The organism is Drouetiella sp., assembly GCF_059504425.1.
The window spans coordinates 37,842-52,597 of the sequence record NZ_JCACIN010000002.1; the positions used below are offsets into that span (position 1 = coordinate 37,842).

General features: G+C 49.6%; 17 protein-coding genes and 1 tRNA gene. 7 read left to right on the plus strand and 11 right to left on the minus strand.

All coding sequences use genetic code 11. The features are described 5' to 3' along the window. Nucleotides 1-93: 93 nt before the first annotated feature. The 3 genes from AC5JMP_RS00630 to AC5JMP_RS00640 all read right to left on the minus strand — a co-directional run bounded on the left by AC5JMP_RS00630 (nucleotide 94) and on the right by AC5JMP_RS00640 (nucleotide 3,047). Entirely contained in the window at nucleotides 94-1,143 is a 1,050-nt protein-coding gene (locus AC5JMP_RS00630) for a photosynthesis system II assembly factor Ycf48 (RefSeq protein ID WP_495849479.1), read from the minus strand. 106 nt (nucleotides 1,144-1,249) lie between these two features. Further along, the gene (locus AC5JMP_RS00635; protein WP_495849480.1) at nucleotides 1,250-1,585 is read right to left on the minus strand and encodes a rubredoxin; all 336 of its coding nucleotides are present in this window, start codon (nucleotides 1,583-1,585) and stop codon (nucleotides 1,250-1,252) included. A gap of 319 nt (nucleotides 1,586-1,904) precedes the next feature. Further along, a complete protein-coding gene (locus AC5JMP_RS00640; RefSeq protein WP_495849481.1) occupies nucleotides 1,905-3,047 on the minus strand; it encodes a low-complexity tail membrane protein in 1,143 nt (380 codons plus the stop codon). A gap of 154 nt (nucleotides 3,048-3,201) precedes the next feature. Between AC5JMP_RS00640 and AC5JMP_RS00645 the strand changes: the two genes are divergently transcribed. Continuing rightward, nucleotides 3,202-4,083 carry a LysR family transcriptional regulator gene (locus AC5JMP_RS00645; protein ID WP_495849526.1) on the plus strand — a complete coding sequence of 294 codons (882 nt, stop codon included), beginning with the start codon at nucleotides 3,202-3,204 and terminating at the stop codon, nucleotides 4,081-4,083. A gap of 49 nt (nucleotides 4,084-4,132) precedes the next feature. Here AC5JMP_RS00645 and AC5JMP_RS00650 read toward each other — a convergent pair whose 3' ends face one another. The 4 genes from AC5JMP_RS00650 to AC5JMP_RS00665 form a co-directional block, all read right to left on the minus strand. Further along, on the minus strand, nucleotides 4,133-4,981 hold the full coding sequence (locus AC5JMP_RS00650) for a DNA-formamidopyrimidine glycosylase (protein WP_495849482.1): 849 nt from the start codon (nucleotides 4,979-4,981) through the stop codon (nucleotides 4,133-4,135). Nucleotides 4,982-5,075: 94 nt separating this feature from the next. Then, nucleotides 5,076-5,432, minus strand: a complete 357-nt coding sequence (locus AC5JMP_RS00655) for a photosystem I reaction center subunit IV (RefSeq protein ID WP_495849483.1) — start codon at nucleotides 5,430-5,432, stop codon at nucleotides 5,076-5,078. A gap of 268 nt (nucleotides 5,433-5,700) precedes the next feature. After that, entirely contained in the window at nucleotides 5,701-6,558 is an 858-nt protein-coding gene (locus AC5JMP_RS00660) for a hypothetical protein (protein WP_495849484.1), read from the minus strand. Between the two features lie 217 nt (nucleotides 6,559-6,775). Continuing rightward, a complete protein-coding gene (locus AC5JMP_RS00665) occupies nucleotides 6,776-7,396 on the minus strand; it encodes a DUF2135 domain-containing protein (protein WP_495849485.1) in 621 nt (206 codons plus the stop codon). A gap of 221 nt (nucleotides 7,397-7,617) precedes the next feature. Here AC5JMP_RS00665 and AC5JMP_RS00670 point away from each other — a divergent pair, with 221 nt between their 5' ends. From AC5JMP_RS00670 to AC5JMP_RS00690, 5 genes are all read left to right on the plus strand, one after another. Next, nucleotides 7,618-8,157, plus strand: a complete 540-nt coding sequence (locus AC5JMP_RS00670; RefSeq protein ID WP_495849486.1) for a hypothetical protein — start codon at nucleotides 7,618-7,620, stop codon at nucleotides 8,155-8,157. A 250-nt stretch (nucleotides 8,158-8,407) separates the two neighbouring features. Continuing rightward, nucleotides 8,408-8,491: transfer RNA gene (locus AC5JMP_RS00675), tRNA-Leu, on the plus strand. A gap of 535 nt (nucleotides 8,492-9,026) precedes the next feature. Then, entirely contained in the window at nucleotides 9,027-9,986 is a 960-nt protein-coding gene (locus AC5JMP_RS00680; protein ID WP_495849487.1) for an orange carotenoid-binding protein, read from the plus strand. A 154-nt stretch (nucleotides 9,987-10,140) separates the two neighbouring features. Then, entirely contained in the window at nucleotides 10,141-10,467 is a 327-nt protein-coding gene (gene frp, locus AC5JMP_RS00685) for a fluorescence recovery protein (protein WP_495849488.1), read from the plus strand. A 79-nt stretch (nucleotides 10,468-10,546) separates the two neighbouring features. Next, nucleotides 10,547-11,656, plus strand: a complete 1,110-nt coding sequence (locus AC5JMP_RS00690) for an ABC transporter ATP-binding protein (RefSeq protein WP_495849489.1) — start codon at nucleotides 10,547-10,549, stop codon at nucleotides 11,654-11,656. Nucleotides 11,657-11,883: 227 nt separating this feature from the next. Here AC5JMP_RS00690 and AC5JMP_RS00695 read toward each other — a convergent pair whose 3' ends face one another. After that, a complete protein-coding gene (locus AC5JMP_RS00695) occupies nucleotides 11,884-12,657 on the minus strand; it encodes a response regulator transcription factor (protein WP_495849527.1) in 774 nt (257 codons plus the stop codon). A 304-nt stretch (nucleotides 12,658-12,961) separates the two neighbouring features. On the opposite strand from AC5JMP_RS00695, the gene AC5JMP_RS00700 reads away from it, so the two are divergent. Further along, nucleotides 12,962-13,210: a DUF6761 family protein gene (locus AC5JMP_RS00700; RefSeq protein ID WP_495849490.1), complete on the plus strand. Its 249-nt coding sequence runs from the start codon at nucleotides 12,962-12,964 to the stop codon at nucleotides 13,208-13,210. A gap of 180 nt (nucleotides 13,211-13,390) precedes the next feature. On the opposite strand, the gene grxD is transcribed toward AC5JMP_RS00700, so the two are convergent. The 3 genes from grxD to AC5JMP_RS00715 form a co-directional block, all read right to left on the minus strand. Then, nucleotides 13,391-13,714, minus strand: a complete 324-nt coding sequence (gene grxD, locus AC5JMP_RS00705; RefSeq protein WP_495849528.1) for a Grx4 family monothiol glutaredoxin — start codon at nucleotides 13,712-13,714, stop codon at nucleotides 13,391-13,393. Nucleotides 13,715-13,790: 76 nt separating this feature from the next. After that, nucleotides 13,791-14,048 (minus strand): BolA family protein, encoded by a 258-nt coding sequence (locus AC5JMP_RS00710; RefSeq protein WP_495849491.1) that lies wholly within the window; start codon nucleotides 14,046-14,048, stop codon nucleotides 13,791-13,793. Between the two features lie 95 nt (nucleotides 14,049-14,143). After that, nucleotides 14,144-14,734, minus strand: coding sequence for a hypothetical protein (locus tag AC5JMP_RS00715; RefSeq protein WP_495849492.1), 591 nt, complete (start codon nucleotides 14,732-14,734; stop codon nucleotides 14,144-14,146). Between the last annotated feature and the right edge of the window lie 22 nt (nucleotides 14,735-14,756).

Sequence of the window (14,756 nt, forward strand, 5' to 3'; positions counted from 1 at the left end):
AAGAGGTCTATTTTCTTCAATCGAATTTTTTGAATTCTATGGGCTAAGATGCTGCAATTTTGCCATTCATTTCTGCCGCTTTCTGACTACAACTCAGGCAGCATTATATTTCAATAATGTGCCTCTCTGACCTAAGACAAATCCCTGTTCGGGAGTGACAAAAACAATCCTGTAAAGATTGGAGGGAACGTTTTCGATCGCTCTATCTTTTTGCCAGGTTTGTCCGCCATCAAAGCTAGCTAGCAGATTGCCGCTGCCGCCAGACACCCAAATTTCTTCAGGCGTACGGAAAGCCAAATCTAGCAGCCCCCAGCTTGTGGCAAACTCTGGCGTAATCGCTTCTCCCCACTTACCAGAAGCCTTATCTTCAACCTCTTTGACTTCAGCTTCGGCATCTGGGGGAGCTGCGTCGTCCTTGAAAGCACCAAACTGAAGAACCCCGCCTCGTGCCAGTAGCCAAAGATCGCCATCTTTGCTGAACCCCATGCTCTGTAAGCGTCGAGAGTTATTGCGATTATAGGGCTGCCATGCCGTCTGACCTGGTTCCCAAGTGGAATAGAAGCTGCCTCGCGCCGAGACTGCGACATACTTGCCGTCGGGCGATCGCTCAATGTCCCTCGACACGCCCACTGCCTCCTGCACCAAAGCCTGCCAGGTTTTGCCGTCGTCCTGGGTGCGGTAAATTGCGCCCACGTCAGTTGTCATCTCAGCAGACTTTCTCCCCAAAGCCGTCACCAGATAGGGCGAACCCGGCAGCTTTTCGCTTAACGGAATTCGCGACCAGGATTTACCCGCATCTGTCGTATGCAGCAGAATGCTAGGGCGACCCACGACCCAGCCCTCGTTACCCGAAAAGCTGACGGAGTTGAAAGTATAGCGACTGTCTCCCAAATCCAGCTTGCGCTCTTCCCAGGTTTTACCCCCGTCCTGAGTTGCCAGGAGCGTCGAGTTTTTGCCGACAATCCAGCCACGCTGAGTGTCCATAAATGCCACATCAGACAGAGTTTCTTCTGTCGGAACAGGCACAAGCTCCCAGGGGTTGTCACTGACGGAGGGCAGATAGCCTCTGGCGCAGCTGCTACACAGCAGGACTGCCGCTAAAACAAGAACAATTTGCCGGAGCGGCTTCAGAATCGGGTGCATGGGATTTTGATCGGTGACTTAGCTAAAACTTTGATGAGCAAAATATTTGATGGAGGCTGTTTCTGATAAACCCGCGTTTAACAAAGACAGCAACTCTAAATGAAACCTAATGCAGCCCGTAAAGGCTCAGAAAAAACAAGACACCTAGCCCCAAAGCTCCAAAAATCAGCAGATTCTTCTGACCTGGGGTTAGGGTGTTGACTCCAAAACCGTACTTCAGATTTTCCTTAAATCCTGAAGGACTGTTGATAGAACCGATATTGCTAAACCGAGGCTTCCGCGCATTGCAGACAGGACATCGCCAATTTTCAGACAAGTCTTCAAAAGCTGTACCTGCTGCAACATCCTGAGTGTTGTCTCCCCGATTCGGTTCGTAAACGTAACCACAGGCTCCACACTCATAGCTATCAAGGGTTTTGGGATCGATCGCTTCCGTACTCACTGGCGGCTCCCATCCATAAGGAATCTCTTAAAAGCTCAAATATTAGAAACTCTATTACGGATTATCACATAGAGTGTTCCCTCTCTAATAGGGGATGAAAAACCACTTAACGCGGTGTGCAAATCTTTTTTAGTTTGCTTTTAATTTTCTCTGCTGGAAGGCTAAACCAGCAAAGCGGAATGGGTGAGGTCGATGGCAATTGAGTCAGCGGGAAACCCTATGCACCAACCACCTTTTGTTGAACCGCCACCCAGATAGGCGGGTGTCTTGCAGTTTGTCTGCCAGGCGCGCTCAGAATACAGGCACCGAATAATTGGCTTTACTCTTCCCAATCATCCTCTTCCCAGTTCGATTCTTCGATCGCACCTTCAGCCGAGTCGATCGTTATTTCATCAGGGATATATTGAATTTCGATCTCGATCGTTTTTTCCTCGATCGGCTCTTCTACAACAATTATTTCTTCTTCAGCCGCCATCACTTCCACGTAGGGCGCTTCTGAGTCATCGATTAGCTCAAGTTCAATAATGTGAATGGTCTCAGAAACAGGTTCAGAGATTGCTTCAGGAATGATTTCAGAAGTGATTTCAGGGATAATCTCTGGAATAATTTCAGGGATAGTCTCGGCGAGAGGTTCAGAGAAGTCTTGGGCATCTCCAAATTCATCTAACGGGTCTTCTAGAGAGTCTTCCAAATCCACCGCAGGCTCAACTGAAGTCATAGTTGGAGTTGCCTCAGCGATCGCCAATTCTTCCAACAGTGCAGCCGCTTCGATTTCTGGCGTAACTTCTTTTGGCTTGGTTTCTGGCTTGGTTTCTGGCGTAGCTTCTTCTGGCGTAACTTCTGGCTTGGCTTCAGCCTTAATTTCAGCTTGAGCCTGAATACTGGGCAAAATTTGCTGAATTTGCAAACCCAACAGCGTGAAGTCCTGCGCTATTTTCTCAACAGAATAAGGCTCGGTAGCAAAAAATTGCTTTTCGGACGTGAACAGCACCCGCAAAACGCTAACCGGAATCTGCAAAAACAGGTTGCAGCCCAGAAACGCGATCGCTGCCACCAACACTCCGCCCAACCGTCCAAACTGCCCAAACGGCGTTACTTCTGAGGCAATCGGCGCAATTTGGTAAAGCTGCCACAGCACGGCAAGCAGGGCGATCGCCGTTAGCACCGCCACGACTCTCTCTAGAGGCGCTTTGAATAGCTTCAAGATTCGTCGCTGATCGATCGTTAGTCGGTCTGGCTTCAGCGCTAGGGCGACTAAGCTAAAAATGGAGAAGGGTTTTTGCCACTGCATCCAAAGAACTGGAGCTACACCGATCGTTCCTACCAACGCAAATTCAAGACCTACGGGGAGTAGCGGACTCCCCACGCCCAAACCTAGCAAGCAAAACTCTAGAAGGAGCGGTACGGCAGCAGCCCCCGCCAAATGTACCCAGAGGTAGGGATCAGACCAGAACGATCGCATAATAAATTCGGTATTGGTATTTGGGTAGGGATTTTTTGTTGCGTGGGCAAAGCCCACGCAACAAAAAATCCCTACCCCTTAAGGACTACCATAAATTCAGTGGCGATAAGAAGACTCTATCCTTGCCCATACTAATACCGCAGGGGTGCGAATGATTGAACTTCGACACTTGCGCTATTTCATGATGGTGGCTGAGGAGCTGCACTTTGGTCGCGCTGCCGAGCGACTGCACATGGCACAACCACCGCTGAGTCAGCAGATTCGCCAGTTAGAGGCTGAGCTAGGATTTCAGCTTTTTTACCGCACCAAACGCAGCGTGGTGCTTACGGAAGCAGGGCAAATTTTTTGGGGAGAATGCCGAAAGATTTTTTGGCAGCTAGAGCAAGCCGTTCGCACAGGGCAGCAGGTCAGCCGGGGTGAATTGGGGCAGTTGGCGATCGCCTTTGTCAGCTCTGCCGCCTACAGCGTTTTGCCTCAGATCTTGCGATCGTTTCGCTCTACCCTGCCGCAGGTCAGCTTAGAGCTACATGAGTTGACGACCGATCAGCAAATCCGATGGCTGCGAGAAGGGCGCATTGACGTAGGCTTTGTCCGTCCGCCGATCGAAGCGGAAGAATTTGGCTGCACCACGATTTTTCAGGAGCCGCTGGTGGTTGCCCTGCCCCAAGCCCATACCCTGGCTCTACAATCTCAGGTGGCTTTGTGTACCCTGGCGGGCGAGCCGTTTATTCTCTTCCCTCGCTTGCTGGCTCCGGGACTCTATGACCAGATTATCAGTCTGTGTCAGCAGGGCGGATTCAGCCCCAATGTCGTGCAAGAAGCCATCCAGATGCAGACCATTATTAGCCTGGTGGCTGCTGAAATGGGTGTGGCGATCGTCCCCATCTCTTTACAAAACTTACAGCGCACGGGAGTGGTCTATCGACCCTTAGTAGAAGTAACTCCAAGGGCGGCGATCGCTGTCACCTGGCGTAAGGACGCTTCTGCAACGGTGCAGCGCTTTTTAGAAATCGTGCAGCAGGTAACGCAGCAATAACCCGCATTATTCTAGATTTTGGATTGCAAAAGGCTATTGCCGTGAAGCACTATACCTGGCAAGTTGGGCAAAAATGCGCCGATCGTCCTGCCATCTTTAGCCGCTGAATCTGCTCTCCACAGGTACGGCAAGCCTGCCCTTCGCGACTATACACCCAGGCGATGCCGCCATAGTTGCCGTTGACGCCCGACACATCCCGGAAATCGCTGAAGGTGGTGCCTCTGGCATCGATCGACTCTTGCAGCACACGCAAAATGGCGGTATGAAGGCGCTGAACCTGCTCAAGACTTAAGGTAGAACATAGGGTCTGAGGGCGAATTTGGCTGAGAAACAGCGCTTCATCGGCATAGATATTGCCAATACCTGCGACCAAGGTTTGATCCAGCAGGGCATTTTTGATCGGGCGCTGGCGCTTCTTTAGCCACTCCGCCAGATACGCCACCGAAAATTCTGGCGAAAACGGCTCAACTCCCAGCCGCGCCAATCCAGACATAATTTCTTGAGGCAAGCGATCGAACGGCACAAACCACATCTGCCCAAACGTGCGCTGATCAACAAACCTTAGCTCGCGCCCCTTTGGGAAAAACAGCCGCACTCGACAGTGTTTTTGCAGCGGCTCCTCTTGACCCTGCCACAAAAGCTGACCCGTCATCCGCAGATGCACGCCTAGCCATCCTGCCTGCTTTTGATCGGGCTTGACTAGCTCTGCTAACAAATATTTGCCGCGCCGATGCCATTGCGCGATCGCGCATTCCTTTAGCTCTGTCAAGAAGTCAGCCGTGCAAAAGGGGTAGGCAATGGTGCGATCGAGTAGCACCTGCCCACCCCAAATGACTTGATGAAGCGTGACCTGATTTAAGCCACGACAAACAGTCTCAACCTCAGGTAATTCCGGCACAATTTTAGAAATAATGTTCTAAACTTGCAATTTATGTTTTGTGATGAGCGTTCACCCAGCACAAAGCATAAATTACTTATTTAAGACATCTATTCTAACGAGCTTCGGTTCCTTGGTTGGGGTCGCCTTGAGAGGTGGGGCTTCCGCCGGGAGACTCGGCAGTTTTTTGAGCTGAACCCTGTCCCGTCTGGCGAGTGCTTTCCTGAACAGTGGTTTGCTTGCCGCCTGGAGCTGCTGTAGAAGCCGCAGACTTCTTAGTCGGAGGAGCGACTTCTACGACTTCAGCCATAGAGAAGTTGTTGGCGTTTACACCTGCGTAGTTCACCTTATCAAAACGCACAATCACGGGATATTTGATGCCGCTTTGATCAACAGAGGCGACTGTTCCTACGTCTTGAAACCAATAGGATTCCTTCCGGAGAATTCGGACTTTAGAACCGCGTTGAACCATGAGTATTTTCCTTCAGGGATACTGATTTTATAAATCCAGCCCTGTTGCGACCCGGCTTGAGCAATTTTAGATTTCAGATCTAGATTCTCAGACTGATATGTTGCCTCAATCCAAAGCTCTGGATTCGCCATCCAAAGTCGCTACGCAGGCTGCAATAGGATGCTTTAGAACTGTGATCAGAACTATGATCGCTTCTCAGCGTACTACCCTAGCGGGGCGATCGGTTGATTTAGCGCTTTAAGTTTTATTGCTGCCGATCGCGCGAGATCTAGCCACGGGTAGCAGCTGTCGGCACCGAAGCCGCTGGAGTCGAGCTGGTTGGGGCACCACCTTCGCCCACGGCTCTGACCACCTCAATCCCAAACTGCTCAAACACAACCTGAGGCTCTGCTCCATTGGCATCGATTCGTCTTACCAGGATCTGTCCATTAGACAAGCGCTGACCTGCCTGCACATAGCGACTGCTGGGTTCGTTGGGGGCATTGACAATCGCATACAAAGTTTCGCCCACTTGTACAACGCCTGTCACCATGACCGCTCTAGCAAGGTCAGGCTGTGGCGCAGGAGGCAAAATAGGAGTCGCACGAGGCACCAACGTAGGAATAGGAGCTAACGCGCCTGATCCGCTAGAGCCACCGCTCTGCCTAGAAACCGCCGAAGACCCGCCTGACCCACCTGATGAAGTAGTGCGATTTGGGCTAGTCTGTCTTACGGTAGGGAAAGGATTAGCTGCTGCTCCACTCGGTGGCGCTACAGCAACCGTAGGTAGGGGCGGCGGGAGCCTTACTGTGGGTGAAGTTGGCAGTAGGGCAAAGGGGTCAGAGCGGCTGCTCTGCACCTGCCGCACTCGCTGATTGGGATCTGTGGAGCTGATTAGATCGGGTGGCAAAATGCCTCTAGGTGCGACATTCTGCGGGCTAACCGTGGGATTTGTGAAGGCGGGATTACCTGGCTGTCCTGGAGAGGGAGAGGCGGCGATCGTTGGAGAAGCCACCGGAACAGGTGATGATGCAGTAGTGGTAGGGCTTGTGGCGGTTGTGCTGCCGTCCCCACCGCATCCTGTGGCGACCAAAGCCAAACCCATGGTCAGGGCAATCCATGAAACTTGACGTGAAACTTGGCGCATTCTCCTTCTCCAAAAACTGATTTTCAACTAGATTTCAATGGGTCTTTATCAAGATGCAAAACTTTGTAGCTGAGATTTGCCAATCGCTCTAAAAACAGACTGCTCAAACACTCAATTAAGCTATCAGCTGCTGCAAAAGATGTTCCTGCTTCTAAGGATAGTTCAATTTTTAAGGGTTCATCCTTGAAAATCAACAATATGGCTCCTGAGATGACTACTAAGGCTGTCGTTGAGGTAGAGAAAAGGGAAAGGTTGCAACAGGATTTTGCTCATCAACCGTGCCGTTTAAGGTCTGAGTCGTGCCTTGAACCAGTAGGGTTATGGTAAAAGAAACAGGAGCTGCTCCTTGGCAGCGAGCATAAAGATTTACCGTAATTGAATAATCGCCCTGAGGAGCCAGAGAGGGAGGCCAAAAGATGTTTTCGATCGGAGCCTGAATCGGATTAACGCAGTTGGCGTTGGCATCTAAATCGAGCTGCCCTCTAGAAGCAATATTAGGATTAGCGAAGGTGACAGTATCTCCGCTAGGATCGGTAACTGCCACATCTAAATCATCTGTTGTTGCCCACCGCAACGTGACTTGAATATCTCCTGTTCCGAGCTGTGGCGGACTTGCTTGAGCTTGAACGGCTGAGGGGCAAATCTCTGACAGATCAATTAAACGACCCGTGGCATTGACCATATAGCAACCCTGTCGCTCTTGGGCGATCGCTGGTGCAATACTGCTACTGATCAAAGGCAAGATTAAGCTTGGCAAAAATAGGCTTGGCAAAAGTAAAGCAAGTCGAAACAGTTTCAGCATGACAGGCAGGTGAAAGAGGTGGAAATCTATAGTCATCAGGCAGCTTTTATCTTAAAGGCATACTTCCTTTTATCTCAGAGTGCCCCAATCGCCACTAGGTTTATCAGCGTTATCTAATTGCACTCCTAAAATCATCATCGCAATTAGCGCTGAATTATTAACATCAGATTACTGTTGTCAGTGGAATTTTGCTGGCGATTAAGCTATCGTTTGGAGATTATTGAGTTTCATTCTGTAATCTTTGAGGAGTTTCTGTAATGAATAGCCCCAGATATCAAAAGTCTGTGAGCTTGGGCTTAAGGGCGATCGCCCTTTGTGGGTTTTCTCTCTTGGGTGGTTTAGCGGCTGCACCTTCAGCCTTTGCTCAAGCTGCCTACGGTAGCTACATTGGCGTAGGCGGTTCCGCAGGTTTGACCAGTGGCCCAAACGACGAAGGTACTAATGCGGGTGGTGTCGTGGCTGTGCGCTATCGTTTGCTAGAGGTGCCGCTGTCGATTCGCGCTCAGGCATTAATTAGCGACAGAACGGCGATCGTTCCTACTGTTTCCTATGATGTGCCGCTCAATTGGCAGACCGATGCCTACATTGGCGCAGGGGTTGCCTTTCAAGGAGGGGACAGCGACAGCGCTTCACCGCTGGGCAATCAAACTGCCTTCGTCGTTCAACCCGGCATTGACTACAACTTTCCCTACAGCAACCTCGTGCTGTTTGGAAATGCCATCATTGCTTTTGACGCTTACAAAGATGGTGGGGGCACAGCTGCTTCAGTTCAAGGTGGGTTGGGCGTAAGATTCTAAGCTACGCACAATTCGGTCTGTTATGGGCATGGTCTGTTACGGCCATATTGAGTCAACGAAGGGGCGAGTTAAAGATAGAGTCTGGTTTGTGGGCATGACGCTGGCTCTAATCTTTATACTTCAGTGAAGGAGTGATGCAGTATAAGCTTTAAGGCTGTAAGGGAACATATGCAGATATAATGTGATGTCTGCAATGTTTTTATCTGTTTGTAATGATTTGCAGGTTTTAACTCAGTTTCAACTTAGTCACGGGGGCGTGGCGGAATGGTAGACGCTGCGGACTTAAAATCCGTTGACCTTATAAGTCGTGTGGGTTCAAGTCCCACCGCCCCCATTTTGAAACCCGTATGGAGAATCCGCCGTCAGGAGGCGTTTGCTCCTCAATGAAGCGATCGAACACGAACTCTGAAGTGTCGGCAGCAGTCGAGCCATTGCAGTGGTTGTACCGCTTAAAATTCTAAACAGAACAGATATTTTTTGAGAGCTGCCCTTCGTGCAGCTCTCAAAAAATATCTGTTCTGTAACTAGCTCTCAAGAAAACAGTCTAGTCTCTCTTGACGCAGTCCCTCGACCCTCACCTCTAAAAGTGTTTCTTAAGAGAGGGATTAGGTAATGAAACTTTAGTGAAAATTATTTTGAGAGGGCTGAGACGACCAGCTAATAGGCATTTCAGGTTTAATCTTTCTCAGCGTGAGGTAGATTCTTTAGGCTTAGCATCTGCCGAGAGAACTCTGTTTCTGAGACGAACATAAATATTTTCTAATCTTTGCAACACTTCGTGATAATTTAGTGACCGGGGCAGTTTTGTATCCCCAGATTATCTTGCTTCGCCTTGAGCTAGTTATAAACTTAGTGAGGTAACTTTTTATATGGCAATCACGATCGATTCCGCACGCGGTATTTTCCCCAGCACCCTGTCTGCTGATGCTGTTCCGGCTTTAACTGCGCGTTTCAATCAGCTCAGTGCTGAAGATCAGCTGGCATGGACATGGTTCGCTTTCTTGGAAATGGGCAAAACCATCACGGTTGCCGCTCCGGGCGCAGCCAATATGCAGTTTGCTGAAGAAACGCTGAATCAAGTCAAGAAAATGTCTTTCGAAGAGCAAACTCAGGTAATGTGCGATCTAGCAAATCATGCAGATACGCCCATTTGCCGCACCTATGCTACCTGGTCGCCCAACATCAAGCTAGGTTTCTGGAATCAGCTAGGAGAATGGATGGAGCAAGGCATCGTTGCGCCTATTCCCACAGGCTACAAGCTTTCAGCCAACGCCAACGCCGTATTGGAAACTCTTAAAACACTCGATCAAGGTCAGCAAATTACCGTGTTGCGGAACTCTGTGGTGGACATGGGGTTTGATACTGCTAAGTTAGGCGGCTACACCACAATCGCTGAACCTGTGGTCGTGCCCAAAGAGATGTCTCAGCGTACTCAAGTCACCATTGAGGGCATCGACAACCCAACGGTGCTGAGCTACATGAACAACCTGAATGCCAATGACTTTGATGAGTTGATTAAACTTTTTGTTGAAGACGGTGCTTTACAGCCTCCCTTCAAAAGACCGATCATCGGCAAAGAGGCAATCATGCGATTCTTCCGGGAAGAGTGCCAGAATCTCAACTTGATTCCTGAGCGCGGTGTGGCTGAACCTGCCGACGATGGCTACACGCAGGTCAAGGTCACGGGTAAGGTTCAGACCCCCTGGTTTGGCGCAGCCGTGGGTATGAATATGGCTTGGCGGTTTTTGATCAACCCCGAAGGCAAAATCTTTTTCGTCGCTATTGACCTGTTGGCTTCCCCTAAAGAGCTTTTGAATCTGGTTCGCTAAAGCTGAGTTCGCCAGGGCTAGGTTTGTTATAAGCAGCCTAGGGCAATCGAATCACGACCGGGGCGAGCGCTCTTTTAATCTAGGGCGATCGCCCCCTCAGAAAACGCAATAATATTAACCCAATTCATTACTAATACAAGTCTTAGATTGAGTCATGCAAGTGAGTGAAGCTGAGTGGACTGAAGTAGAAAAAAATATAGCCAAGACTGCCTTTGATCAAGCCTATATGCGAGAGATTGAGGCTTTGATTCAGCAAGTTCGAGCAGAAGCAAGTTCGCTAGTGGAATTGGGCGATCTCTGGCGACTACACGACTTCTTGAGTGCCAGAAGACATGAAGTAGAGGGAAAGTACGACTACGAATATTCGGGTCTGCTCTTTGTCTTTGCTGGATTAGTCAAAGAGGGATGGCTGCACCTCAGCGATCTGGAGGGGTTGGAGAAAGGGAAACTCTCCAAGGTTGCATCACTGGCAAAGATGTAGCTTGACAGAAAGTAGCCTGATATTAGCTCGTCTCCAAGAGCAGCCTTTAAGATGATACTAATGAATTAAGACAGCAGCCGTGGCAAGAGTCTATCTGGAAGATATTTCCCGGCGGTTTGGCACCACAACGGCGATCGCCCATATCACCTTTGAAGTACCTGACGGAGAGTTTTGGGTATTGGTGGGGCCGTCGGGCTGCGGCAAATCCACTATCCTGAGGACGATCGCTGGACTAGACAGCGCCACTTCTGGGAATTTGTACATTGGCGATCGTCGAGTGAACCAAGTTCCAGCTCGTCAGCGAGACGTGGCGATGGTTTTCCAAAACTATGCGCTCTATCCGCACATGACGGTTGCCGAAAATTTGGCATTTGGCTTGAGGATGCGTCAGGCTGAACCCAAGGTCATTCAGACGCGCGTAGAAACGGTTGCCCAATCTCTCAACATTGCCCATCTGCTCGATCGCAAGCCTCGCCAGCTGTCTGGCGGACAACAGCAGCGAGTAGCGCTAGGACGAGCGATCGCCCGACAGCCCCAAGTTTTTCTGCTGGATGAACCTCTGTCCAACCTGGATGCCCAACTGCGAGATGACACCCGCGCTGAGCTGAAGCAGCTTCATCAGCAGTTTGGCATCACCACGCTTTACGTCACCCACGATCAGGTTGAGGCAATGACCCTTGCCGATCGCATCGTGGTGCTAAATCAGGGCAGAATTCAGCAGATTGCCGATCCGCAAACTATGTATGCCCAACCGACAAATCAAATGGTGGCAACATTTTTGGGAAATCCGCCCATGAATATTTTGCCAGTTACCTATAACGGGTTATCTTTTTGTCTGACGGGTCATCTTCTAGAACAGGCAGAATCTATGATTCCTTGTCCTGAATGGCTGCGATCGCACCTCACTTCAGGTCAGCGCTTGAATTTAGGGATTCGTCCGGAGCATATCGAAATTGCTGGCGATCGCCCTTGGTCTCTTCTCGCAGAAATTACGGTCATAGAGCCTCTGGGGCGAGAAACCTTAGTTCGTACTCGTCTGGCTATGCCAGAATCCCAAGCTATTCAAGTCAACGTTCAAGTTGCACCAGAGATGCGGCTAAAGGTGGGCGATCGTTTACCGCTTTATTTAAACCTTGATCATCTAGTTGTCTTCGATCCAGCAACCCAAAATAACTTGCGGTATCAGTAGATCGCAAGTCTTCCTATTTTCCCCAGAAGCTGGATTTCAAAGGCGCAGAGCGCCTTTGAAATCCAGCTTCTGGGGTTTTGTGGCGCGCTTCGCGCGCCACAAAACCCTAATTTGCGACCTACTGGGTATGGCTAACTTTGGTGATGTTCTAGACATGTTGTTGATTTTTTGAAAGGGGCGCTCCGCGCCCCTTTCAAAAAATCAACAACACATTTGAAAAACTATCGCTAACTCTCTGCCACCTGAGAGAAAGGGCGAAGCGGCTTCCTGATATTGAGCTTTTGGTTAGCATAATCGGTGGCAGATGGCTTCACATTCACGACCTCAATATTGAAGCGATAGCCCACATTGCGTACGGTCTGAATCAGGCTGGGCTGACGCGGATCGACCTCAATTTTTTTTCGGAGCGAAAGAACGTGGGTATCTACCGTGCGGTGATTGTCGATCGCATCGGGCCAAGCCCGACGCAAAAGCTCCGTGCGGTTAAGAGGAACACCTCCCGACTGGGCTAGCACATAGAGCAAGCTAAATTCTTGCGGAGTCAGGTCAATGTAGGTTTCCTTCAGACGCACCCGGCGCTGAACTAAGTCAATCTTGAGGTCACCATAATCTAGCGAGGCTGGAGCGACGATCGATCGATTGCGTCTTGCTAGGGCTTCTACCCTCGCCAGAAATTCCTGCATCCCAAAAGGCTTTGTCAAATAATCATCCGCACCCGCCCGCAACCCGGCTACAATGTCCGACTCAGTGCTGCGTGACGACAGCATCAAAATCATCACCTGACGCTGCTGTTGCAGCCAGTAGCAGAACTCTAGTCCGTTGCCTTCCGGCAGCTCAGAGTCTAAAATCACTAGGCTGGGCTGCCGAGCCAGAAAAATCTCACGCGCTTGCAGAAGATCGACCGACTGATGAACCCAATGACCAACCTGCTGTAGGTGCCAACCTAGCAGCGATCGCAAATGGGGATTACCCTCAACAATTTGGATGCAGACAGAGATCACGGCTTCGCGTTCAGTTTTTGATATCAACACCCTAACAGAGCATTTGTCAGGCTTTTGTAACTCCTGTTACTTGAACCCCACTTGTTGCGTCAACACCAAAATTGGACGATCGCGCTACAAATGCCCAGAAATGCATCCAGAATTACGCCCAAAAGATAACGTACATTAAGAGACTCCTTAAGGATGAGTAAACCCCCTAATAATTTGAAGTTATAATTGAAGGACAAGCTATAGTGACTGACTGCCCAATCTTTGGTTCAGGATGCTGTAGCAACTTCAAAGGCGAATTCTTAGGAAATCATCTATGTTGCAAGATGCCCAAACTATCCGTTATTACCAAAGGGTAACGGACGCTCTAGTGGAGCAATGGAGTCGCGGGTATCGTTTTGATGAACTCCGGCACTACATTGATGGCTATATGTCTGCACTCCGGCATTCTAATGCGATCGAGCCTTACTTGATCCATAGGCTAGAAGAAGAAGTTACCCGCTTCCTCTACGATCAGTCAAATTTTGAGGTACCTCTACCTCAGCCCGAACCTGACTACCGCTAACGCTTCCGCAGGTTTACGCTTCGCAAAGTTTACGCTTCACCAATAAAAATTTCCCTCCATGCATTAGAAGATCTTGCTATGGAGGGAAATTTTTTAAGGCGTAAAACTTTTAGGCTCAAGTTGGGGTTTGCAGATAGAGAAACTCCATAGCTCTATGAAGATAGCTCTATGAAGATAGTTCTATGAAGCAAGAGCGACCTCAACCAGTTCCTGAAGCTCACCTTTTTGATAAAGCTCAATCAGAATATCTGACCCACCCAAAAACTCGCCGTTGACATAGACTTGAGGAATCGTCGGCCAGTTGGAATACTCCTTAATGCCTTGACGAATTTCAGCATCTGCAAGCACGTCAGCCGTTTCATAGGGTACGCCCAACACGTTGAGAATCTGTACTACGTTGTTGGAGAAACCGCACTGGGGCATTAGCTTGTTGCCCTTCATAAAAACCATGATTTTATTCTTCTGAACCAAATCATCGATGCGTTGCTGCACTTCTGGAGTCATAGGAGTCACCACAATAGCTGTCTAGTTTTACCTTAATTCTAGGCTTTAGATTTCAGATTGATTTCGCTGATTCTAGCTAAGCCTGACCTAGTTCTGCCCAGTCTTTTGGAGTATAGGTCTCCATGGTTAGCGCATGAATCGCATCTGAAGAAAGCGCCTGATGCAGGGCACCATAAACCAATTGATGCCGCTGTACCAAGCGCTTGCCCTCAAATTGAGAAGAAACCACCACAACCTTATAGTGATCCATGGTTCCCGTCAGATCCTGAACTTGAACCTGAGCATCGGGTAGCCCTTCCCTGATCATTGTCTCGACTTGCTCTGAGCTAACCATCTGTTCTCCTCAAATTTGCTGTTGCGCCAGATCGTAGCTCTAATTTAGCAGTTTCAACGGTTGACCGTTATTGGGTTAAGCGTTCAGGCGATCGCCTAACGTGGCGCTGGAGCATCCTGATCTCTGGGGTAGGGCGCATCTACAAATCCCAGTTCGTACAGTTGCTGATAAGCTTTTTTGCCGAGATCGCGGGTTGGATTTTGGCTCCGAACAATTTGAATCAGTAGCGGCACCGATAGTTCAGGCTTATTTTGTGCCCTATGAACCAGTGCCAGTTGATAGGTTGCCTCGTCCCGGAGCTGAGCTGTGGCAATGGCCTGCTGACGCTGAGCATCAGCAATCCGAAGATCGATACCCGCGAAGCTAGCCCCCAGATCTTGATAGAAGTTAGAGAGCTGGTTAAAGACCTGACGAGCATCTTGGAGCTTCTGCACTGCCAGATCATAGTTTTGAGCTGAAGCTGCTGTACCCGCTTCCTGCATCAGGCGTTGCCCACCTTGAACGCTAAGAACAGTGCCGTCTTGAGACAGAGGGCGCAAATCAGCGTTGTCGGGCGCTGGTTCCGAAGGAGGAGGAGGAGTTTGTGCTTGAACCGCCGCTGGGCGAAGCATAATCAGGGTTGCGGCTGCTGAAAGTGACAACAAGCCCACAAAAGACAAAGAACGTTTAATGCCGAACAATAGCATGAAAGACTTCTGAAACGTTGTG